This window comes from Streptomyces sp. NPDC048288 (genome assembly GCF_043201555.1).
In the GTDB taxonomy this organism is placed as follows: domain Bacteria; phylum Actinomycetota; class Actinomycetes; order Streptomycetales; family Streptomycetaceae; genus Streptomyces.
In genome coordinates, this window is the sequence record NZ_JBICZD010000014.1 from 113,174 (window position 1) to 135,871 (window position 22,698).

Sequence of the window (22,698 nt, forward strand, 5' to 3'; positions counted from 1 at the left end):
CTCCTCAGATCCGTCCGGCGGGCTGCGGCCGGGCGCCGGACGGGGACAGGGTCCCGGCGAGGGCGGCGGCGATCTCCCGGACGTGCGGCTCGGCGACGATCTGGTAGTGGTCGGCGTCGACGTGGTGCAGCCGGTACGGCGAGGGCAGATGCGCGTCCCAGGCGCCGGGGGCGGTCGGTTCGGGCGCGAGCGTGGCCTCCTCCACGCGGCGGGCCGCCAGCCATACCGCGGCGGGCGTCCGGCGCAGCAGCGGCAGCCGGTGCCCGGCCATGGCCGCCAGGTTGGCCCGGCAGCGGCGAGCGAGCCGCTCGGCGTAGACGCGACCGGACTCCGTGCTGGTTTCGGCGGCCCCGGGGGCCGGTTCCGTCGGCCGCCGCCCCGCGCCGCTTCCGCGCAACTCCCGGGCGAAGACGGCCTGTAGCCGCTCCTCGTCGTAGGCGGCGAGGCGGTGTCCCGCGCCCGGTGGTGGCGGGTCGAGGAGATGGAGGGCGGTCAGTGGTCGGTCCTCGGCCTCGGCGAGCGCGGCCATCGACAGCGCGGTCCACGCCCCGAACGACCAGCCGGCGACCGTCAGTCGGTGCCGGGGTGCCGGGAACTCCCTTCGCACGGCGGCCAGATAGAGCGCGGCGCGCTCCTCGATGGAGCGGTCCGGCAGTCCGGGGTCGCGCAGTCCGGGGTCGGCGATCAGGCAGACGGTGAGGTCGTCGGGGAGGGCGGACACCAGCGGGCGGTAGGCCTGGACGTCCCCGCCGACCGGATGCACCAGGCACAGCACGTCCGGCCCGGGGGCACGCTGCCACACCTCGACGTCCACCACCGTGCCCTGCGGGCCGGAGCCGCCGCCGAGGTGGCCGAGGATCTCCGCGAGGCTCACCCGGTGGCTCAGCCGGGACAGTTCGATGTCGGTGCCGTGCAGGCGTTTGATCTCGTCGAGGAGTTCCAGCAGGGTCAGCGAGTCGGCGCCCAGGTCGTACAGGGCGGCCTGCGGATCGACGGTGTCCACGCCGAGGAGGCCGAGGAGGACTCCGGTGATCTTCGCGCCGATGTCGCGCCGCACGGCGGTGGCGGACGCTTCGGGAGGCATGGGTGTGGGTGTGGGTGTGGGTGTGGGTGTGGGCGTGGGTGCGGGTTCGGGTGCGGTGTCGGCCGGTTCGTAGAAGGCGCGCGCGGCCGTCAGGTCCGTCGTGCTGACGAGGAGACCGGGCAGCTGGAGATGGAGGGCCCGCTCGAAGACGGCCGTGCCCTCCTCGGGCGTGAGGGCCACGGTCAGGTGGTGCCGGTGCCGGGCATCCGCGCGGGCGGCGTGCTGCTGGGCCATGCCGACGTCCCGCCACGCGTCCCAGCCGACACTCGTCCGTACGGTGGCGTCGCCGCCGGGCGCGGTGTGGTGGGCGTAGGCGTCGAGACAGGCGTTGGCGGCCGCGTAGTCGAACTGGCCGACTCCGCCGAACCGGGCCGCCATCGAGGAGCAGTACAGGACGTAGTCGGGGGCGTGCTCGGCGACGAGGAGTTCGACGAGCAGGGCCCCGCGGAGTTTGGCCGCCGTGACGGCGCGGGCGGCGCCCGGTGCGCGGCGGGCCAGCAGCCCGCCCCCGGCGGTGCCGGCGGCGTGCACGACCCCCGCCAGTCCGTCGAGCAGCGGGATCAGCCGGTCCGCGACCGCCGCGGGTTCCTCGGCCGCCAGGTCGGCGGTGACCAGGGTGACGCGCTCGCCGAACGGCCGTAGCGCGGTGGGTACTTCGGCACCGCGGGCGACCAGGACGACTTGGTTGCCGGGATGCCGGAGGAGGAGGTCCGCGGCCAGGGTGGTGCCGATGCCGCCCGTGCCGCCGAGGACCAGATGGGTGCCCGGCGCGGCGGCAGGGCGGGGCGCCTCACCGGCGGGCACCGGCACGGTGGTGCGGTGCCACCAGAAGCCGTCGCGCAGCGCCGTCGCCCGGTCGGTGACGGTGTCGTCGAGGAGCAGGTCGGGCAGGTGGGCGGCCCAGGCCGCCGGGTCGGGGCCGGGCAGGTCGGTCCAGCGGAGCGTGACGCCCAGTTCCTGCCGGGGGACTTCGAGGGCCCCGGCGAGCAGACCGGCCAGGGGGACGTGGACGGTCCCGGTGACCGGCTGTGCCCGCTGGGACAGCAGCCAGGCCCGGGGCCGGTCCGCCGCCGGGCGGTCGGCGAGGGCCAGTGCGAGGGCGGCGACCGTGTCCAGGCAGGCCCACTCGGCGGTCCGGAGACCGGTCGCGTCCGTGCCGTCGCCGAGGGCGAGGGGCAGCGCGTGCAGCCAGTCGACGGGGGGTTCGCCCGCGCCGGTCAGGCGGTCGAGCAGGGCGGCGAGTTGTGCGGCGTCGGCGACATCGGCCTCGTAGCGGTCGTCGCCGAGCCGGGTCAGGCCCTGTCCGGCGCGTACGGTCACCACCCGGGCGTAGGGGCGCTCCAGGAACCGCCAGTTCTCACCGTCCTGTCCGGGGCCGATCACCACCACGGCGGTACGGCGGGACGCCGGTGCGCCGGTGCGGGCGCGCCGTGAGCGGGTCCACAGGGGTTGGTGCAGCCACTGGGCGGCGGGCAGCCGGGGGACAGCGGGCAGCCGGGAGACAGCGGACGGTGCCTCGGGGGCGCGCGGGATGTCGTACTCGGCCGTGTCGAAGGCGGGCGGTGGGAAGTCCCAGGGCGCGGGCGCCGGGCCGGGCGGCCAGGCGACGGTGCGGCCGGCCGTCCAGGCCCCGGCGAGGGCGTGCGGGTCGAGGTCCGCCACGGCCGGCGCGTCCTGGGCCGGGGGCGCGGTGACCGCGGGCAGGGACCGCAGCCAGGCGACGGCGGACGCGGCGTCGGGGTGGACGGCCGCCGCGCGGTGGGCCAAAGCGGGCCGCCCGGCCTGGAGGTGCCGCAGCACCTGGGGGTAGGTCTCGGGGCGGGCCGCCAGATAGTCGGCGATTCGGCGCCCGTCCGCGCGGACGGCGGCTTCCGAGGCGCCGGACAGCACCAGGCACGGCGGTATCTCGGGCGGAACCCGCTCCGGCACCGCGGCCGGCTGCTCCAGCAGGAGGTGGGCGTTGGTGCCGCCGATGCCGAAGCTGCTCACCCCGGCCACCCGGGGCCGGTCCGCGGCCCAGGGTTCGGCGGCGACCGGGATCCGGAACGGGCCGTCGGCGATCTCCGGGTTGAGCCGGTCGAAGTCGGCCGTCGGCGGTACGACCCCGTGGTGCACCGCGAGCACCGCCCGCACCAGTCCCGCCACCCCCGCCGCCGCGCCCAGGTGGCCGATCTGGCTCTTCACGGACGACAGCGCCAGCCGCGCGTCCGCCGCCGGCCGGTACGCCTGGCGCAGCGCCGCCGCCTCGACCGGGTCCCCGAGCCGGGTGCCGGTGCCGTGCGCCTCGACGTATCCGACCTCGTCGCCACGGCGGCCGCTCCGCTCCAGCGCGGCACGGATCGCGGCGCGCTGCCCGGGCAGCGACGGGGCGCTGTATCCGAGCTTGCCGGAGCCGTCGTTGTTGAGCCCCGAGCCGGTGACGACCGCGTAGACGGTGTCGCCGTCCCGGCGGGCCGCGGCCAGCGGCTTGAGGACGACCACCGCGGTGCCGCTCGCGCCCACGGTGCCCTCGGCGTCCGCGCTGAAGGGCCGGCAGTGCCCGTCGGGGGAGAAGATGTGCTGCGGCCGGTAGGTGTAGCCGTCGGTCAGCTCGGTGTCGACGAGGACCCCGCCGACGAGCATCACCTCGGCGTCGCCCTGCCGCAGCATCCCGGCGGCGATGTGCACCCCGGCGAGCGAGCTGGAGCAGGCGGACTGGAGGGTGAACGCCGGTCCGGTCAGCCCGAGATGGTAGGCGGCCTTGGTGGCGAGGAAGTCCTTCTCGTGGTGCAGGGCGAGCCGGAAGGAGTCGGGCAGCAGGTCCGGGTCGCCGTCGCGGAGCATGCGCCGGAAGTAGGTGTTCTCGCCGCAGGAGGCGACCAGACCGACCGACAGCCGCGCCGGGTCGCCGATCCCGGCGTGGGCGAGGGCCTCGGCGCAGTTCATCAGCAGCTGGCGCTGCTGGGGGTCCATCAGCCGCGCCTCCTGCGGGCTGATCGTGAACCGGCCCGGGTCGAAGGCGAGCGGCCCTTCCAGCTGGCTGCGGGCGCCGACCCGGCCGTCGGCCGCGGCGAAGTGCTCGATGCCGCGCCGGCCGGAGACGACCAGGTCCCAGAACGCGGCCAGGTCGGGCGCGCCGGGCAGCCGTACGGCCATGCCGACGACGGCGACGGGCTCGTCCGCCCGGCGCGGTTCCGGACGGGCGCCAGGGGTGTCCGGGGCGGTGCCGTCGTCCGACACCAGCCGGGCCAGGGCGCGCAGGGTGACGTGCTCGAACAAGTCCGGTACGGAGAAGGGGAGATCGCCCTCGCCCGCGCATCTGAGCTGGAAGCGCATCAGGTCCAGGCTGGTGGCCCCGGCGTCGAAGAACCGCTCGTCCACGGCGATGCTCCGCCCGGTCGCAGTCCGGAACAGGTCCGCCAGCCGCCGTTCGAGGGGCGACAGCCCGGCGTCCGCGCGGTCGCCCGCCCGGTCGCCCGCCCGGTCGTCCGCGCGCAGTTCGCGCCCCGGAGCGGTGAGCGCCGCCCGGCGGTCCAGTTTGCCGCTCGGTGTGCGCGGCACGTCCGTGACGCGGCGGAACCGGGCCACCCGGACGTAGGCGGGCAGCAGCCGCGCCAGCTGCCGGGCCAGGTCCGCCGGGTCGGGATCCTCGCCCCGGCACTGGAGGACGGCGACCAGCCGGCCGTCCAGCACGCCCGCGACCGCGTTGACCACTCCCGGACAGCCCAGCAACGCGGCCTCGACCTGGCCCAGTTCCAGGCGGTGCCCGCCCAGTTTGACCTGGCCGTCGTCGCGCCCCGCGTAGTGCAGCAGTCCTTCCTCGTCGAAGCGGGCCCGGTCGCCGGTGCGGTACAGGGTGCCCAGCTCGGGGTCGTCCACGAACCGGTCCCCGTGTGCGGCGGGGTCGCCGAGATAGCACCGGCCCGCCATCGGACCGCCGACGAGCAGCTCGCCCGTCACCCCCGGCGGTACGGGCAGACCGCCCTCGTCGACCACCCGCAGTACGGCCCCCGCCACCGGGCGCCCGATGGCCGGTCGGGCCGGCCAGCCGCCCGGGTCGCCTTCGAGGCACAGGCCGCTGACGACATGGGTCTCGGTCGGCCCGTAGTGGTTGAACAGCCGGGCACCGCCCGGCAGCCCCGCGAACCAGCGCCGGATCGCGTTTGTGCACACCAACTGCTCTCCGGCGGTGACCACTTCACGCAGCCGGGACGGGAACACTCCGCCGCGCACCCCGTGTTCGGCGAGCAGCTGCAGGGCCACGTACGGCAGGAAGATCCGCTCCGCTCCGCCCGCCTCCAACTGCCGCAGCAAGGTGGGCATGTCCTGCCGCCAGGCCGGTCTCACCAGGCGCAGTTCGCCGCCGGAGCAGAGCGTGGTGAGGATCTCCTGGAAGGAGACGTCGAAGGAGAGCATGGAGAACTGCTGGGTGACGGCGGGCCGTTCGAGTCCCCCCGCGACCCGCTGCCAGGCGATCAGGTTGCACAGGGTCCGGTCGGGCACCTGCACCCCCTTGGGCGTGCCCGTGGAGCCGGAGGTGAACAGGGTGTACAGCGGCCGGAGTCCGCGGTGCCGGTACGGCACGGGCGGCGCGGTGGGTGTGCGGGTGAGGGTGACGACGTGCCGGGGCAGATCCGGCGGGGCGATCGTGGCCAGGACGTCGAGGTCCTGGGCGCCGGTGAGTACGCACAGCGGGTCCGCGTGGTCCAGGACGTGCCGCAGCAGGGCCGGCGGGTAGGCGGGGTCGAGGGGGACGACGGTCAGGTTGAGCCGGGCCGCCGCGAGCAGGGCGACGACATGCTCGACGGACGGCTGCAGGCAGAGCGCCACGGATGCCGGGGCGGCGGGATCCTCGGGGGCCGTCAGGAGCGACGCCAACTCGTTGGCCTGCGCGTCGAGTTCGGCGTAGGTGAGCGTGGTCCCGCCGAGGGTGACGGCGGGCGCGTCCGGGGTGCGGGCCACCTGACGGGCGAAGCCCTCGGCGACCGTCGCGAAGTCCGCTGCCACGGGGACGCCGTGGACCGTCGCCGACGTGCGGTGCGGGGCGACGAGTTCGCCGAGGCTGATGTCGCCGCCGTCGTCGCCGGTCAGCCGGTCCAGGGCCTGCCGGAACAACCGGGCCGCGCTCTGCGCGCGTTGGGCACCGAAGTCGTCGCGGTACTCCCAGAGGCAGGCGAACCCGGACTCGTCCTCCACCACCGACAGCGTCAGCGCGCACTTGGCGCCCAGCGGCTCGGGCCACAGCGGCTCGACCGCGCAGTCCGTCAGACGCAGGGCGGAGAACTCCGTGTTCTCCAGGACGAAGAGGTAGTCGAAGAGGGGCGAGCGGCCGCGGAACGCCGGGTCGGCGAGGACATCGGCGAGGAGAACCTCCTGCCCCCGCAGAACCCGCCGCACGGTGTCGGCGTGCGACGCGAGGTGGGCACGGAGGGAGTCGCCGGGCCGGGCGTCCAGGCCGAGGAGCACGGTGTTCGCGAACATGCCGACGGTCTCGGCGAACTCGGGGCGCGGCCGGTTCGCCACGGGAGCGGCGACCAGCGGCCGGGCCTGCCCCGTCACGCCGTACAGGCACGCGCCGAACGCCGACACCAGCAGCTGGAACCTGGTCAGGCCGAGCTCCGCGGCGCGCCGGTCCAGTGCGCTCCGGCGGACCAGGTCGAGGGAGGTGCGCAGCAGCCGCGCCCGGGCCGGTGCCGGGGGCCGGGCGGTGGACGTCGGCACGGGCCGGGGCAGGGGCACGGGTTGGGGCTGGGGTGGGGGTTGGGACTCGGATGCAGACAGGGCGGGTGACGGTTCCGGCGCGGCGGCGTAGTGCTCGCGCAGCCGGGCGCGGTGGTCCGCGTAGCCGGGGGCCGCCCGCCGGTCCCGCTGCCAGCGGGCGAGGTCGAGCGGGCCGGCGGCCGGGGCCGGACGTCCGGCGGCGCCCGCGTAGGCCTCGGCGAGGTCCCGGAAGAGGACGTTGAGCGACCAGCCGTCCACGGCCGCGTGGTGCAGGTGCAGCAGCAACAGGCCGCCGTCGGCCCGCTCCGTCCAGGCGGCCCGCAGCATACGGGGCTCGGTCAGGTCGAAGCGGTGGGCGAAGAAGCGGTCGGCGGTCTCCTGCCAGGGCTCCTCCGCACGGGCGTGCGGCGGCTGCCAGGGGTCGTACGGCGGCTCGGTCCGCTGAAGCAGGCCGTCCGGGGCGGGCACCAGCCGGGTGCGCAGGGCGGGATGCCGCTCCACCAGCGAGCACAGCGCGCGGCGCAGCGCCCGCGGGTCGACGGTGCCCCGGATCCTGAAGGCGAGCGGTACGTCGTAGGAGCGGTCGTCGGGATCGCGCAGCCGCAGCAGCCAGAGGCGTTCCTGCTCGCTGGTGGCCGGCGCGGTCGTGGCGTCCGGGGCGGCCGGTGGCAGCGGCGGACGGGAGCCGGCCGGCGCGGTGCGCACGGCGTCCGCGAGGGCGGTGAAGTCGGCCTCCAGCACCAGGTCCTGGGGGAGGTCGACGCCGTACCGCTCCAGGATCGCGAAGCGGAACCGCACCGCCTTGAGGGAGTCGCCGCCGCTCGGGATCCACCGGTCGTCGGGACGCAGACCGCCGACGGCGAGGATCTCCTCGGCTGCCTCCAGGACGGGACGCTGGTCCGCGCGGACGGCCACCGCGTCCGCCCGGCTGCCGCGCCACGGCGCGGCCGCGTCGCGCAGCAGCGCGGCCTGGTCGACCTTTCCGTTGGCGGTCAGCGGGAGCCGGGTGATGAGGTGGGTGTGGTGGGGGCGCATGTACGGCGGCAGGGCGGCGGTGAGATGACGTGCGTAGTCGGTGAAGGATAGGCCGTCGCCGAGGACGAGGAAGGCCAGCAGCTCATGGCGGTCCGCCGCGTCCCGCCGGGTGCAGACATGGGCCTGGCGGACGGCGGGCAGGGTCAGGATCCGCTGCTCCACCTCGCCCGGTTCGATGCGGAAGCCGCGCACCTTGACCTGCCGGTCGGCCCGTCCGACGTAGGTCACCCGCCCGTCTGCGTCCCGGCGCACCAGGTCACCGGTCCGGTACCAGCGGCGCGGGGTGCCGTCCTCGTCCGCCAGCCGGACGAAGCACCGCTCGGTGAGCTCCGGCAGATTGCGGTAGCCGCGTGCCAACGCCGGTCCGGAGAGGAGGAGTTCGGCCACCTCGCCGTCCTCCGCGAGGCGCCCGTCCGTGGTGCGCAGCAGCACTCCGGTCCCCGGCAGCGCGGTGCCGATCGGGACCGAGTCGCCGTCGAAGTCGCGGGGTATCGGGTGGCACAGGGCGAACGTCGTCGCCTCCGTCGGCCCGTACACGTTGTGCAGGACGGTGGCCGAGCCCGGGTTCGCGTCGTACCAGGTGCGGATCGCGCGCGGGTCGAGCCGTTCGCCGCCGACGAGCACCTGCGCGGTGTCGGCGAAGCAGCCGGGGACCTGGTCGACGACCGTGTTGAAGAGCGCCACCGTGAGGAACAGGGTGTCGACCCGGCGCTCGCGCAGCACGGCCGTGAACCGGTGCGGGCTGTGCACCTCGGAGTCGTCCAGGACGACGCAGACGCCGCCGGTGAGCAGCGGGGCCCAGACCTCGAAACTGAGCGCGTCGAAAGCCGGGTTGGACAGGCAGCCGAACCGGGCACCGGGCCGCGGGTCGAGCCAGCCCGGCCGGGCCAGCCGCAGCACACCCGCGTCGGTGACCTCCACGCCCTTGGGACGGCCGGTGCTGCCGGAGGTGTAGAAGACGAAGGCCGTGCCGCCGTCGCCGGCGGGTGCGGGCCGTGCGGTGGGGACGGGAGGCGCGGGCCGTGCGGCGGCGACGGGGGATGCGGGCCGTGCGGCGGCGACGGGGGATGCGGGCCGTGCGGCGGAGACGGGGGATGCGGTCGGGCCGAGGAGCAGGTCGGCCTCGATCCCGTGGGCGTGCTCGGTCGTACCGTCGTGGACGACCGCGACGGCGCCGGAGTCGTCCAGGATGTGGCGCTGCCGGTCGGGCGGGCTGAGCCGGTCGAGGGGGACGACGGTGGCTCCCGCGCGGCGGATTCCGAGCATGACGCACACCAGCTGCCAGGAGCGGGGCAGGCAGACCGCCACGGACTGCCCGGCGCCCACGCCCCGTTCCCGCAGCCGCTCGGCCACCCGGCCGCTGAGCAGGTCGAGTTCGGCGTAGTCGAGCAGCCGCCCGCCGTCCTCGACGGCGACCGCGGAAGGCGTACGACGGGCCCGGTCGAGGACGGCTGCGGCCAACCCGGACCGGGGGAGGCCGGCTTCGGTCGGACCGGACGGTGTGCCGAGGTCGGTCATCGGGCTTCTCCCGCCGGTACGGCGACAGTTCGCGCCCCGGATGTCGACTGCCCCTCGTGACGGGCGAGTTCGGCGGCCAGCAGCGCGGCGACCCGGGCCGTCTCGGCGCCCTCCAGGATCTCCCAGTGGTCGCATTCCATCGTCTCCACGTGGAAGTCGCCCTGCGCGCGCCGCTCCCAGAAGGCGCGGACCTCGGCGTGGAAGGGGGTGCGGGCGCCGTCCGGCACGGCCTCGGCGAGGACCAGCCGGGCCGGGGAGGCGGCCGGGACGTGCTCGCGGGCGGTGAGCCGGTTGTGGTTGTAGATCCGGAAGTACCGGTCCACCTGGGCGTCGTCGATGCCCGGGTACATCCCGTTGAACCGTACGAGTTTGTCGCGGAACTCCGCCGCGTCGACGGGCGCGATCGCCGCGCGGGCCTCGGCGTCGTCGGTCGCCTGGGTGTCGAGCAGCACCACGCTCACATCGCTCCGTCCGGCACGGCCGAGCAGGCGGCCCATCTCGTGGGCGACGAGCCCGCCGTAGGAGAGGCCGGTCAGGACGAGCGGGCCGTCGCCGAGGGGTTCGAGGAGGCGCAGATAAGCCCCGGCCATCGCCTCCACGGTGGGCAGCAGGTCCTCGCCCGGGTTCACCCCGGGGGACTGGATGCCGTACAGGCCGGTGCGCGGAGGCAGATGGGCGGCGAGCGGCAGGTAGCAGAAGGCGGTGCCACCGGCCGGGTGGACGCAGACCACCCGGGGGCCGGTGCCCCGGCGGAACTCGATGAGGCTGCCCGGTGCGCGGTGCGTGCCGTCCTCGCGCAGCAGCGCGGCCAGGGCCTCGATCGTCGGCCGGACCATGACCTCGGCGACCGGCAGCCGGCGGCCGAAGGCCTCGGAGACCTCGTGGGCCATCTTGATGGCGGACAGCGAGGTGCCGCCGATGTCGAAGAAGTTGTCGCCGACGCCGATCGCGGGGTGCAGCAGCACCCGCTGCCAGACGCGGAACAGGGTGTGTTCGACGTGGTCGCGCGGACTGGCCGTGTTGACCTGGCCGTTCGTCTGCTCGTGCACGAGGCGCAGCAGGTCGGCGCGGTCGAGTTTGCCGTTGCGGCCCAGCGGCAGGGTCTCCAGGTCGAGGACGACGGCGGGCACCATGTAGTCCGGCAGGCTGCGGGCGAGTGCCGTGCGCCAGTCGGCGCTCGTACGGGCCGTCGCGGTGCCCCGGCCGACGGCGGCCACCAGACGGGGCCGGCCCGCCGGGTCCTCGTCGGCGAGGACGACGGCCTCGCGGACACCGGGCAGCCGGGTCAACGCCGCCTCGATCTCGCCGGGTTCGATGCGGAAGCCGCGGAGTTTGACCTGGTCGTCGGCGCGCCCCACGTAGTGGAGCAGACCGTCGTCGCCCCAGCGGGCGAGGTCGCCGGTGCGGTAGACGCGGGCGCCGGGCACGAACGGGTCCGGCAGGAAACGCTCCTCGGTGAGGTCGGGGCGGTGGAGATAGCCCCGGGCGAGGGCCGCGCCGCCGAGATGGACCTCCCCGACGACGCCCGGCGGGACCGGCTGCAGCCGGGCGTCCAGGACGTAGCAGCGGGTGCCGGGCAGCGGACGGCCGATGGGGCACGGGCGGTCCAGCGGGCGGGGGTCGTAGTGGGCGGTGCTGTAGAGGGTCGCCTCGGTGGGGCCGTAGCCGAAGCAGACCCGCAGGCCGGGCAGGCGCTCCGTCATCCGGTGCAGCGCGGCCTCGGTGAGCGACTCGACCCCGGTCAGCAGCTTGCGCAGGCGCAGGCCGCGCAACCGGTGGTCCGGGTCCTCGTCCGCCCACTTGACGTAGGCGGGCGGCAGGAAGGCCTGGACGATCCCGCGCTCACGCAGCCAGGCGAAGAACTCCTCCGGGTCGCCCCGCAGTTCTTCGGGGACGATGTGCAGCACACCGCCCGTGGTGAGGGGCAGCAGGAGTTCGTGGACCGAGGCGTCGAAGCCGATGCTGGACCAGGCCGAGCCGGCCTCGCCCGGCGCGGTGCCCATCCGGTCGTGCCAGGCCGAGAAGAGGTTGAGGACGCTGCGGTGCTCGACGGCGACTCCCTTGGGCCGCCCGGTGGACCCGGAGGTGAAGATCACGTAGGCCAGTTGGTCCGGGGAGCGGGTGATCCCGGCCGGCGGCCCGTCCCCGGTGGTCGTCCCCTCGGCCTCGGCCTCGACCGAGGCGAGGTCGAGCCAGTCCGGCGGGCGGTCCGCGCCGGAGTGGTCGCTGAGGACCACGGGGCACATGGCGTCCTCGACCATCGCGGCGAGGCGTTCCCGGGGCTGCCCCGGGTCGAGCGGGAGGTAGGCGGCACCGGCCTTGAGGATGCCGAGGACGCCGACGGCCAGGTCGCGGGTGCGGCGCGCGTGCAGTCCGACCACGTCACCCGGGCGGACGGCACGGGCGACCAGGGCGTGCGCCAGCCGGTTGGCGCGCCGGTCCAGGGTCGCGTAGTCCAGCGCCTCATCCCGGTCGGCGACGGCGACGGCGGCGACGGCGACGACGGCGGTGGCGGAGGGGTGCGCGCGGGCCCGGGCCTCGAAGAGCTCCGTGAGGCCGGAGGCCGTACGCAGGGCGGTCGCCGTGGCGTCGGAGTGGCCGGAGTGGCCGGAGAGATCGGAAGAACGGGAGGGGCCGGAGGAACGGGAAGGGCCGGAGGAACGGGAAGGGCCGGAGGAACGGGAAGGGCCGGAAAGGGCATCGTCCTCCTCCCGTGCCCGGGTGGCGTCGCCGGCGCCGATCAGCTCCAGGCGCTCGCGCGGGTCCATCAACTCCAGGGTGTCGACGGTGCGGTGCGGGTGCCGGGCCATGTCCGTGAGCAGCTGCCGGAGGTGTCCGGCCCAGCGTTCGGCGGTGGCGGTGTCCACCAGCGCCGTCGCGTGGTCGAGATGCCCGGTGACCCGCCCCTCCGACTCGGTCGCCGACAGGGCGAGGTCGAACTTGGCCGGGGCGTGGGCGATCGGCAGCGGCACGGTCTCGACACCGGGCAGGCTCAGCAGGTCGTGCCGGTCCGGGACCCAGGCCAGCATGGTCTGGAACAGCGGGGTGTGGGCCGCGCTCCGGGGCGGGTTCGCCACTTCCACGATCCGCTCGAACGGCAGGTCCTGGTGGGCCAGGGCGGCGCGGACCACCGCCCGGGTCCGGGCCAGGGCCTCGGCCGCGGTCGGGGAACCGGACAGGTCGACGCGGAGCGGCAGCGAGTTGACGAGGAACCCGATGAGCCCGGCGGTCCCCGGGCCGCGACGACCCGCCACCGGACTCCCGACAACGATGTCCTGCTGCCCGGACAGCCGGGACAGCAGCATGGCCCAGCCCGTCAGCACCGCCACGAACAAGGTGGCCCCGTGTTCCCGGGCCAGCCCGCGCAGCGCGGCCGTGATGTCCGCGTCCAGCTCGAACCCGACCCGGCCGCCGGCATACCCCTGCTCCGCAGGCCGTGGCCCCGCCAGCGGCAGTTCGAGCACGGGCGGAGCGTCGGCCAGCACGTCCTTCCAGTACGCCTCCTGGACGGCGAGCCCACCGCCGAGCACCGACTCCCGCTGGGCTTCCGCGTAGTCCGCGTACTGGAGCCGCAGCTCGGGCAGACCGTCCGGCACACCCGCTGCCAACGCCTCATACAGCAGGCCGAGTTCGCGCATCATCACGTTCATCGACGCACCGTCGTAGATGCTGTGATGGAACGTCAGCAGCAGCACATGGCGGGCGCCGCCGAGGGCGAGCAGCCGGCCGCGCCAGAGCGGACCGGCCGCCAGGTCGAACTCCCGCTCCGCTTCCTGGAGTTGGCAGGCCGCAACTCGTCCGTCGGGGTCGGCCGAGGTGGTGAGGTCCTCGATGTCCAGGACGCCGCCCGGGCCCGCCGGGTCGATGTGCTGGCGCACTCCGCCCGCCTCGGCCACCAGCCGGGTCCGCAGGGTCTCGTGCCGGTCGGTCAGGGCGTCGAAGGCGGCGGCCAGGACGCGGCGGTCGAGCGGACCGGTGAGGAGGAAGGCCAAGGTCTCGTTGTAGGCGGTGTTCCCGCCCGGGAGCTGGGCCAGGAACCACAGCCGCTGCTGGGCGAAGGACGCGGGGCGGACGAGGCGGGGGGTGTTCTGCACCGGCAAGGCCTGGCCTTCCTGTCGGGTGGACGGGACCGGGGACGGAACAGAGGCGCGGTGGAACAGGGGCACAGTGGATTCAGAGGCGCAGTGGGTTCAGAGGCGCGGCGAACGACGGCATCGCGCGAAATGCCGGAATCGGGAGGAGGGGGAGGGGTGGGGGTGGGGTGGGGGGAGGGAACGCGGGGATATCGGCGAGTGGGGGCAGGACCGACGGGATACGCGTGGTGCGGCCGCGCACGCTGATGCGTCAGCTGTGCGGAGTTTCCGAGGAGGCTCCGTGACGTAGCTGTGATCATCAGTCACGCGTTGAGGGCATGTCAACACTTGACATTCCAGGGGGAGTTCACCTACCGGAGGCGGCTCTTCCGCAGCCTCTCCCACACCTCCCGTGGATCCGGACGGGCCGGACGTGCCTCACAGCCGGAGGGTGAACCAGGTGGTCTTGCCCTCGTCCGTGGGCCGCACTCCCCAGCTGTCGGCGAGCGTGCGGACGAGCAGCAGACCCCGGCCGGACTCCTCGTCCTCGGCGGCCCGGCGCGGCCGGGGCAGTTGCGGGCTGCGGTCGCTGATCTCCACGGTGAGGTCGGTGGCCGTGCGGTGCAGATGCAGACCGATGGGGCCCTCGCCGTGCTGGACGGCGTTGGTCAGGGTCTCCGACAGCAGCAGGAGCGCCTCGTCGGCGCCCGCGGCGCAGTCCCAGGCGGTGAGCGCCTGGTGCAGGAACGCCCGCCCCGCCGGCACCGAGGAGGGGCAGGCCGGCAGATCGGTGGTCAGGGCCGCCAGCGGCGCGGCCGGGAGCTGCGCGAGCAGCAGGGTGACGTCGTCGTTGTGGCTCTCGGCGTCGGGCAGCAGACTCGCCAGCACATGGTCGGCGGCGGTCTCCAGGCACGGTGTGCCCGCGAAGAACTTCTCCAGGACGACGGTGAGTTCGGCGATCCGCTCCTCGATGTCGCTGCCCGGCGTCTCGATCAGGCCGTCCGTGTAGAGCACCAGGGTCGCCCCGGGCGGGACGGCCGTACGGGACTGCTCGTAGAGGACACCGCCCACCCCGAGCGGGGCGTTGACGGGCGAGTCGAGGATGCCGACCGCGCCGTCGTCGGCACTCGCGACGAGCGTCGGCAGATGACCGGCCGAGCAGACGGTCACGGTCCCGGTGTCGGGGGCGATGACCAGGTAGCAGCAGGTGACGAGCTGGTCGGGGACGTCGAGGTCGGCCACGCAGGAGTCCAGCGCCTGCATCAGGAGCCGCGGCTCCATCCCCGTCTTCGCCAGCGCGTGGGCCGCCGAGCGCAACTGGCCCATGACGGCGGCGGCCTCCAGCCCGCGGCCCATCACGTCACCGATCAGCACGCCCACCCGGTCGGCGCCCAGCGGTATCAGGTCGAACCAGTCGCCGCCCACCCCGGCGCCCTGGGTGGCGGGCCGGTAGCGGCTGGCGGTGGCCAGACCGGGCAGCGCGGGCGGGGTGCCCATCAGACTGCGCTGCAGCGTCAGCGCGATGTGCCGCTGCTGCTCGTACAGGGCGGTCAGTTCGGCCTCGGCGCGCTTGCGGTCGCTGATGTCCCGGACGATGGCGCACGCGCCGACGACCCGGCCACGGGTGTCCCGCGTCGGCCACAGGGTGACGTCCACGTCGAGCAGCGCCCCGGAGCGGGTGACCCGCAGCGTCTCGAAGTGCTCGACCTTCTCGCCCTGGCGCAGCCGGGTCAGCAGCGCGCTGACCTCCGCGCGGAGGTCGGGCGGGGCGAGCATCGACACGTGCCGGCCGATCGCCTCCTCGGCGGTGTAGCCGTAGAGGTCCTGCGCCGCCGCGTTCCAGTAGGTGATGTCCCCGTCGAGGGTCTTGGCGAGGATGGCGTCCTGGGAGGACTCGACGAGGGCGGCGAGCTCGTTGATACGGGCCTCGGCGGCCTTGCGGTCGCTGACGTCGCGGACGGCGGCGGACACCAGCAGCCCGTCCGCGGTCTCCATCGGGCTGAGGCTGATCTCCACCGGGAACTCGGTGCCGTCCTTGCGCAGCCCGTGCAGTTCCAGTCCGGCGCCCATCGGACGGACCTGGCGGTTCGCCGAGTAGCCGCCCCGGTGCAGGGTGTGCTGGGTACGGAAGCGGTGCGGCATCAGCAACTCGACCGGGTGACCCAGGAGTTCCTCGCGCCGGTAGCCGAAGAGTGCCTCGGTCTGCGCGTTGACCAGCTTGATGATGCCCTGGCCGTCCACGATGACCATCGCGTCCGGCGCGGCCTCCAGCAGACCGCGGAAGCGTTCCTCGGCGGCGCCCGTCCCCTGGCCGGGGGCCGGCGCGCCGCCGCACCGGCAGTGCTGCGCCGCCGTCTCCGCTGTCACGGCCACGCGCGTCCGTTCGCCTCCGAGGGAGCCGGCCATGTCCGCCCCACCCCTTTCCCGCCGATGGATGCGGTCATCTCAGCGCTTCCGGCGCGCCGGGGCGGGGAGAAGTCGTTTAGTGGCCGCGACCGCCCGAACCTGTTCGCTGCGGGGCGCTCGTTGGCCCTCTCGCGTCCGAGGACGGGGATGGGGCCGGGGCGGGCCGGGGCAGGCAGGGTGGGGCAGGGCCGGGCCCGGCCAGGCGGGGCAGGGCGGGGTGGGGACGGGGATTGGGCTGGGATCGGGGCCGGACGCGGCGGCGCGGCGACCACGCGGGCCGTGCGGGCCGTGCGGGCTGCGCGGGCTGCGCGGGCCGGGGGGCCGTGCGGGCCGGGGGGGGTGACCGGCGGCTGCCGGGCCCGCGACCCGGCGACGCTCTCCGGCGCGTACGGCGGCATGCCGGCGATGGTCGCCAGCAAGCGGCTGATCCGGTCCGGTCGGGCCGCCGCCCTTCCCTCACTTGCCCATGCGCTCCCCGGAACCCGGCTGTTCCAGGTGGGAGGCGAGAACCGCGGCCTGTACCCGGCGCTGGACGCCCAGCTTGGCCAGCAGCCGGGAGATGTGGTTCTTGACGGTCTTCTCGGAGAGGTAGAGCTTCTTGCCGATCTCGCGGTTGGTGAGGCCGTCGCCGATCAGCGCGAGGATGTCCCGTTCGCGGGGCGACAGGCTCGCCAGCTCGGCGGGGACCGAGGGCGTCTCGGCGGGGTCGGCGCGCAGCGACCGCATCAGGCGGGCCGTGGTCGCGGGGTCCAGCATCGACTGGCCGGAGGCGACGGTGCGCACCGCGGAGACCAGGTCGGAGCCCTTGATCTGCTTGAGGACATAGCCGGACGCCCCGGCCATGATCGCGTCGAGCAGGGCCTCCTCGTCGTCGAAGGACGTCAGCATGAGGCAGGCCAGCTCGGGCATCTGGTCGCGCAGTTCCCGGCAGACGGTGATGCCGTCGCCGTCGGGCAGCCGGACGTCGAGGACGGCGACGTGCGGCCGCAGGGCCGGACCGCGGGCGAGCGCGTGCTGGACGGTACCGGCGTCGCCGACGACCGAGATGTCCGGTTCCGCTTCGAGCAGGTCGGTGATGCCACGCCTGACCACCTCGTGGTCGTCCAGCAGGAAGACCCGGATCGGGTCCTGTTCCGTGAACGTGCGCGACTGCGTCATGACGGCCCCTCGTCCTCACCGGATGCGCGGGCAGACCGCGGACTGCCCCCAATGATCATCGCTCCGCCGGGGCGGGCCGTGCTAGGGCCGTCCGGCCCCACTTGTGCGCTCCGGGCCCGCCGCCACGCTCGGCGCCGGGCGCGGGGACAGCTCGAAGTCCACGTCCACCACGCCCTCGACGGCCCTGACCAGCCGTGCCGCCACCGGCACCAGGGACGTGTCGCGGATCCGGCCGGCGAGCGTCACGACGCCGTCGCGGACGACCACCCGCAGCAGGGACGCGGGGGCCGGGAAGAGGTACGACACCACGTCGCGCCGGACCTCCTCGGCGATCTCCTCGTCGTCGCGCAGGAAGACCTTGAGCAGGTCGGCGCGGCTCACCACGCCCTGGAGCACGCCCACCCCGTCGACCACGGGCAGCCGCTTCACCCCGCCCCGCGCCATGATCCGCGCCGCCTGGGCGAGCGTGGCACCCGGACGGACGGTGAGCGCGGGAGCGGTCATCAGCCCGCCCGCCGTCAGCGCACCGGCCTCGGCCGCCGCGTCCCGCACCTCCTGCCCGTCCCGGACCTCTTCCGCGTCCCGGACCTCCTCCGCGTCCCGGACCTCCTCCCTGCGCAGCAGGTCCGCCTCGGAGACGACGCCGACGACCCGGCCCTCGCCCTCGACCACGGGCAGGGCGCTGACCCGCCAGTCCCGCATCAGCCGCACGATCTCCTTGAACGGGGCCCCGCGTCCGACGCTCACGACGGTCGTGGTCATGACGTCGCTGACGATGCGCGGTGTGCCGTGCATGGCGGTCACTCCTCGGTCGCTTCTTGGTCAGACGCTCGCCCCGGCGCCGTACGGGGCGTAGAGGTCGAGCAGTCGGGTACGGGCGGCGCGCAGACGGTGGGCCAGCACCTCGCCCACCCACTGGCCGACGGCGTTCCCCAGCTCGGGGTCCTGCCGGCACAGCGACCTGACGGTCTCGGCGTCGAACTCCCAGGCGCGTACCGGGGTGGTCGCCGCGGCGCCCATGTGCCACACGCGCGGGCCGAACAGCCAGGACCAGCCGACCAGTTCGTTGTGGCCGACGTTCTCGATGACGGCCGCCCGGCGGCCGGGCACATGCATGTCGAGCTCGATCCTGCCGGTCCGGACGATCCAGAACCGGTCGGCGCGGCCGCCTTCGTCGAAGAGCCGGGTCCCGGCGGCGAACGAGACCTCCCGCGCGGCCGGCATCAGACGGTCCCGGTACTCGGCGGGCAGCGCGCGCAGCACGCTGGGGGACGGGGGTGCGTTCATGGCGGGCCTCCCGGTGCGGGTGTACGTGGTCCTGCCGCCAGCGTGTGCCACGGGGCGCGCTCCCGCCATGGGCCGAGCGGACCCGCCGCCCCGGGACCATCAGCCCACCGGCGGGCCGTACGGCCGTCCCCAAGGGTCGTACGGCCGTCCTCGCGGCCCGTACGGCCTACTGCCTACCGAGGGGGCTGCTTCGCGAGCCACTCGCGGTAGGCGGTCACCGCCGTCGGCAGGGTCGGGAAGATGCGGTCCGGGCCGACCGAGGCGGCCAGGCCGTAGGTCCGGAGGTCGTCCAGGAGGTCCTGTTTGACGCGGGCGAGGGCGAACACGACTCCGCGTGCGGTCAGTTCGCGGCGGAGGTCGTCGACCGCGTCGAGGGCGGTGATGTCGACCTCGACATTGGCCTCGGTGTTGAGGACGAACCAGCGGACCGGCTCCGTCCGGTCGGAGACGGCGGCCAGCGCCCGGCGCCGGAAGTTCTCCGCGTTGGCGAAGAACAACGGCGAGTCGTAGCGGTAGACGAGCAGACCGGGGACGGTCCGGGCGGCCGGGTAGTCGTCGATGTCGTGCATGCCCGCGAGGCCGGGCACCAGCCCCTCGACCGCGTCGTGCGGGCGGGCCACCCGCGTCAGCAGCTCCGCGACCGACAGGCCCACGGCCACCAGCACGCCGTACAGGATGTCCAGGGCGAGCACCCCGGCCAGGCAGCCGAGGGCCAGCAGCAGCTCGCGGCGGCGGAAGGCGGCCAGCCGGCGGAAACCGCCGAGGTCGACCATGCGGGTCGCCGCGTAGACGACGAGGGCGCCGAGCACCGCCGAGGGCGTGCGGGTCAGCAGGGGACTGAGGAAGAGCAGCACGGCGAGGACGAGGGCTCCGGCCACCAGGGAGTACGCCTGACTGCGGGCGCCCGCCGAGGTGGCCAGGGCGGTGCGGCTGGCGCTGCTGCTCACCGGGAAGCCGTGCACGGCGCCGGCGCCGAGGTTGGCCGCGCCCAGGGCCAGGAACTCCTGGTTGGCGTCGAGCTCCGGCTCCTCGTCCGGCCCCCGGCCGGCGAAGGCGCGCGCGGTGAGGATGAAGTCCGTGTAGGCGACGAGCAGGACGCCCAGCGCCGGCAGGACCAGCCGGGGCAGCTCGCCCAGGTCCGGGGCGCCGAGGCCGGGCAGGCCCGAGGGCACCGTGCCGATCACCTTGACGCCGAAGCGGCCGTCGAGGTCGAACACCGTGACGGCCGCTGTGCCCAGGACGACTGCCAGCAGCGGACCGGGGACGGCGGGCGCGTACCGGGCCAGGAGGAGGACCATGGCCAGGACGGCCGCCGAGAGCACGAGGGTGGGCGCGTGTGCCTGTCCCAAGTGGGAGAGGAACGACCAGAGTTGGGGGAAGAACTCGGTGCCCGTCGTCGGTACCCCGGTGAGTTTCGGCAGCTGGTCCACAGTCATGATCAGCGCCACGCCGGTCAGGTAGCCGATGAGGACGGGGCGGGAGAGCAGGTCGGCGAGGAAGCCGAGGCGTGCCGCCCACGCGACCACGCAGAGCAGGCCCACCGCGGCGGCCAGGGTGGCGGCCAGCACCGCGTACCGGGCCGAGTTCCCGGCGGCGAGCGGGCCCACCACGGTGGCCGTCATCAGGGCCGTCGTCGACTCCGGGCCGACCGACAGCAGCCGGGATGAGCCGAACACGGCGTACAGGGCCAGCGCGGGCAGGATCGCCCACAGCCCGGCGACCGGGGGCAGCCCGGCCACCCCGGCGTACGCCATGACCTGCGGCACCAGATACGCGGCGACGGTCACACCGGCGAGCGTGTCGCCCTTCAGCCAGGCGCGCCGGTAGCCGAGCAGCGAGCCGAGCCCGGGCGCGAGCGCGCACCACCTCACCTGTCTGCCGCCGCCCTCGCCCATGGAGCCCCTTTCGCCGGGGCCCCAGCATCCACCGGGCCCGGGCCGGCCGCGAGACGGACGCGCCGGACCGGTCCAACAGGCCTTACGACCAGGGCCGTTCGGCCCCACCCCCACCGGCCTTCGGCATCCGGCGCACCTGCCCGTTCCGGGCCGGAGCGGCCCTCGCAGAGGCCGACATCCCGCGCCCGCGGATTCCGCTCCGCAGGAGGTGGAGAGCGTGCTCCTGTCAGGGCCGTTCGGCCCCACCCCACCGACCTTCGGCATCCGGCGCACCTGCCCGTTCCGGGCCAGAGTGGTCTTCGCAGAGGCCGACATCCCGCGCCCGACCCGAGGTTCCCGCTCCACAGGAGGTGGAGACCATGCTCCGTACCGTCCCCGCAGGCCCCGACGGCTCACCGCCCCGCTCCGGCACCACCGCGCCCCGCTCCGGCACCACCGCGCCCCGCTCCGGCGCCACCGCGCCCCGCTCCGGCGCCACCGCGCCCCGCTCCGGCGCCACCGCGCCCCGCTCCGGCGCCACCGCGCCCCGCTCCGGCGCCACCGCGCGCCGGTCCGGCCGGACCCCGGGCGGCTACGGGGCCCGCCCGCCGGCCGCCACCGACGAGTCCCTCGACAGGTCCGACGCCGAGCCCCTGGACGACTCCCTCGACAGGTCGGCCGCCGAGCCCCCGGACGGCTCCCTCGGCGAACTCACCGCCGAGCCCTCCGGCGAATCCGCCGCCGAGCCTCTCGGCGGCGTCCCGCGCGGCCGGGGCAGTGCCCGGAACGCGGGCGGCCTCGGGGCGGGGCGGTGACCGTCGTGGAGGAGCTTCCGCTCGTCGTAGGTGTGGACGGTTCCGAGCCGAGCCTGCGGGCCGTGGAGTGGGCGGCCGACGAGGCCGCCCTGCGCGGGACACCGTTGCGGCTGGTGCACGCCTCGCTCTGGGAGCGGTACGAGGGAATCTCGCCCGCGGGCGCCCTCGCCGAGCCGTCCGAGCAGGTGATGGCCGAGGACATCGTCGAGGCCGCGGCGCGGCGGGCCCGGGGCCGGCAGCCCGAGGTGAAGGTGTCCTCCGAGGTGCTGCCCGAGGAGCCCGAGTACGCGCTGGTGCGGGAGAGCCGCGACGCCGGTCTGCTGGTGCTGGGCAGCCGCGGGCGCCACGGCCTCACCGAGGCCCTGCTCGGCTCCGTGAGCCTCACCGTCGCCGCCCACGCGCACTGCCCGGTGATCGTGCTCCGTGGCGACCAGGACACCCGGGGCGGCGGAGCGGGCAGGCACGGCCGGATCCTCCTGGGCGTGGGGGACCGGCGGGAAGCGGTGCGCTTCGCGCTGCGCGAGGCCGAGCTGCGGGGCGCCGAGCTGGCGGCCGTACGGGCCTGGTGGTGCCCGCCGTACGAGACCACCGACCTCCCGCTCCTGGCGGGGGCACCGGCCCGGGCGCACGAGCAGGCGGCCGCCGAGCGGCTGGCGGAGGCCCTGGGCGAGGCCCCCGAAGGCCTGACGCTGCGCCGGCGGACCGTGGAGGGCCACGCCCGCCAGGTGCTGTCGGCCGCCTCCCGCGACGCCGACCTGCTGGTCGTGGGCGCCCGCCGCAAGTCAGGGCACCGCGGCCTGCCGCTCGGCCGGACCGTCCACGACGCCCTGCACCACTCCGCCTGCCCGGTCGCCGTCGTACCCGAGTGGGTGTGAGCGAGGTGCCCGGCCGCCGGTGCAGGTACCACTGCCGCTCAGAGACTTGCCGCGTGATCGGGGACGTAGGTCTGCAGATCCCGCGGCGGACGCTCGTACCCGGTCGACGGCGGCCGTTCCGGCAGCTCCAGGACCTGCGGTGGCAGCTCCTGGTAGGGCACCGAGGACAGCAGGTGGGCCATCATGTTCAGCCGGGCCCGCCGCTTGTCGTCGCTCTCCACGATGTTCCAGGGCGCCTCGGTGAGGTCGGTGTGCACCAGCATCTCGTCCTTGGCCCGGGAGTACGCCTCCCAGTGGGTGATCGACTCCAGGTCCATCGGCGACAGCTTCCAGCGCCGCAGCGGGTCCTCAAGGCGCTTGCGGAACCGCTCCTGCTGCTCGACGTCGCTCACCGAGAACCAGTACTTGCGCAGCAGGATCCCGGACTCGACCAGCATCCGCTCGAAGATCGGGCAGTGCCGCAGGAAGAGCTGGTACTCCTCCTTCGAGCAGAAGCCCATCACATGCTCGACCCCGGCCCGGTTGTACCAGGACCGGTCGAACAGCACGATCTCCCCGGCGGCCGGCAGATGCGCCGCGTACCGCTGGAAGTACCACTGGGTGCGCTCGCGCTCGGTCGGCTTGGGCAGCGCCGCGATCCGCGTGAAACGCGGATTGAGGTGCTCGGTCACCCGTTTGATCGTGCCCCCTTTGCCGGCCGCGTCCCGCCCCTCGAAGATCACCACGAGGCGGGCGCCCGTCGCCCGCACCCACTCCTGCAGCTTCACCAGCTCGGTCTGGAGGCGGAGCAGTTCCTTCTCGTACGTCCTGCGCGGCAGCTCCGCCGCGTTCTTGCCGGCCATGCCGCCTCCACCACCCGATGACCCCCGCACC

At 74.9% G+C, this 22,698-nt stretch carries 10 protein-coding genes; 2 read left to right on the plus strand and 8 right to left on the minus strand.

Annotation, left to right across the window (positions count from 1 at the left end; all coding sequences use genetic code 11):
• Nucleotides 1–4: 4 nt before the first annotated feature.
• From ACGFZS_RS39820 to ACGFZS_RS39850, 7 genes are all read right to left on the minus strand, one after another.
• The gene (locus tag ACGFZS_RS39820) at nt 5–9,337 is read right to left on the minus strand and encodes an amino acid adenylation domain-containing protein (protein ID WP_393799227.1); all 9,333 of its coding nucleotides are present in this window, start codon (nt 9,335–9,337) and stop codon (nt 5–7) included.
• Entirely contained in the window at nt 9,334–13,431 is a 4,098-nt protein-coding gene (locus tag ACGFZS_RS39825) for an amino acid adenylation domain-containing protein (protein WP_393799228.1), read from the minus strand. Before ACGFZS_RS39825 ends, ACGFZS_RS39820 begins: the two co-directional genes overlap by 4 nt.
• 417 nt (nt 13,432–13,848) lie before the next feature.
• Nucleotides 13,849–15,783, minus strand: coding sequence for a PAS domain S-box protein (locus tag ACGFZS_RS39830; RefSeq protein WP_393799229.1), 1,935 nt, complete (start codon nt 15,781–15,783; stop codon nt 13,849–13,851).
• 489 nt (nt 15,784–16,272) lie between these two features.
• A complete protein-coding gene (locus tag ACGFZS_RS39835; RefSeq protein ID WP_393799230.1) occupies nt 16,273–16,974 on the minus strand; it encodes a response regulator in 702 nt (233 codons plus the stop codon).
• A gap of 81 nt (nt 16,975–17,055) precedes the next feature.
• The gene (locus ACGFZS_RS39840; RefSeq protein ID WP_393799231.1) at nt 17,056–17,769 is read right to left on the minus strand and encodes a CBS domain-containing protein; all 714 of its coding nucleotides are present in this window, start codon (nt 17,767–17,769) and stop codon (nt 17,056–17,058) included.
• Nucleotides 17,770–17,796: 27 nt separating this feature from the next.
• The gene (locus tag ACGFZS_RS39845) at nt 17,797–18,261 is read right to left on the minus strand and encodes a cyclic nucleotide-binding domain-containing protein (protein ID WP_365695934.1); all 465 of its coding nucleotides are present in this window, start codon (nt 18,259–18,261) and stop codon (nt 17,797–17,799) included.
• 173 nt (nt 18,262–18,434) lie between these two features.
• The gene (locus ACGFZS_RS39850; RefSeq protein ID WP_393799232.1) at nt 18,435–20,156 is read right to left on the minus strand and encodes a SulP family inorganic anion transporter; all 1,722 of its coding nucleotides are present in this window, start codon (nt 20,154–20,156) and stop codon (nt 18,435–18,437) included.
• A 359-nt stretch (nt 20,157–20,515) separates the two neighbouring features.
• On the opposite strand from ACGFZS_RS39850, the gene ACGFZS_RS39855 reads away from it, so the two are divergent.
• Nucleotides 20,516–20,950: a hypothetical protein gene (locus ACGFZS_RS39855; RefSeq protein ID WP_393799233.1), complete on the plus strand. Its 435-nt coding sequence runs from the start codon at nt 20,516–20,518 to the stop codon at nt 20,948–20,950.
• Nucleotides 20,947–21,825 carry a universal stress protein gene (locus ACGFZS_RS39860; RefSeq protein ID WP_393799234.1) on the plus strand — a complete coding sequence of 293 codons (879 nt, stop codon included), beginning with the start codon at nt 20,947–20,949 and terminating at the stop codon, nt 21,823–21,825. The genes ACGFZS_RS39855 and ACGFZS_RS39860 overlap by 4 nt, the downstream gene beginning before the upstream one ends.
• A 38-nt stretch (nt 21,826–21,863) precedes the next feature.
• Here the strand turns inward: ACGFZS_RS39860 and ppk2 are convergent, their stop codons facing one another.
• Nucleotides 21,864–22,667 carry a polyphosphate kinase 2 gene (gene ppk2 / locus ACGFZS_RS39865; protein WP_393799235.1) on the minus strand — a complete coding sequence of 268 codons (804 nt, stop codon included), beginning with the start codon at nt 22,665–22,667 and terminating at the stop codon, nt 21,864–21,866.
• Nucleotides 22,668–22,698 lie beyond the last annotated feature (31 nt).

Bases quoted from the DNA above. Each gene is read 5' to 3' on its own strand.
- ACGFZS_RS39820 (WP_393799227.1), bottom strand. From the start codon at position 9,337: ATGACCGACCTCGGCACACCGTCCGGTCCGACCGAAGCCGGCCTCCCC.
- ACGFZS_RS39835 (WP_393799230.1), bottom strand. From the start codon at position 16,974: ATGACGCAGTCGCGCACGTTCACGGAACAGGACCCGATCCGGGTCTTC.
- ACGFZS_RS39840 (WP_393799231.1), bottom strand. From the start codon at position 17,769: ATGCACGGCACACCGCGCATCGTCAGCGACGTCATGACCACGACCGTC.
- ACGFZS_RS39845 (WP_365695934.1), bottom strand. From the start codon at position 18,261: ATGAACGCACCCCCGTCCCCCAGCGTGCTGCGCGCGCTGCCCGCCGAG.
- ACGFZS_RS39850 (WP_393799232.1), bottom strand. From the start codon at position 20,156: ATGGGCGAGGGCGGCGGCAGACAGGTGAGGTGGTGCGCGCTCGCGCCC.
- ACGFZS_RS39855 (WP_393799233.1), top strand. From the start codon at position 20,516: ATGCTCCGTACCGTCCCCGCAGGCCCCGACGGCTCACCGCCCCGCTCC.
- ppk2 (WP_393799235.1), bottom strand. From the start codon at position 22,667: ATGGCCGGCAAGAACGCGGCGGAGCTGCCGCGCAGGACGTACGAGAAG.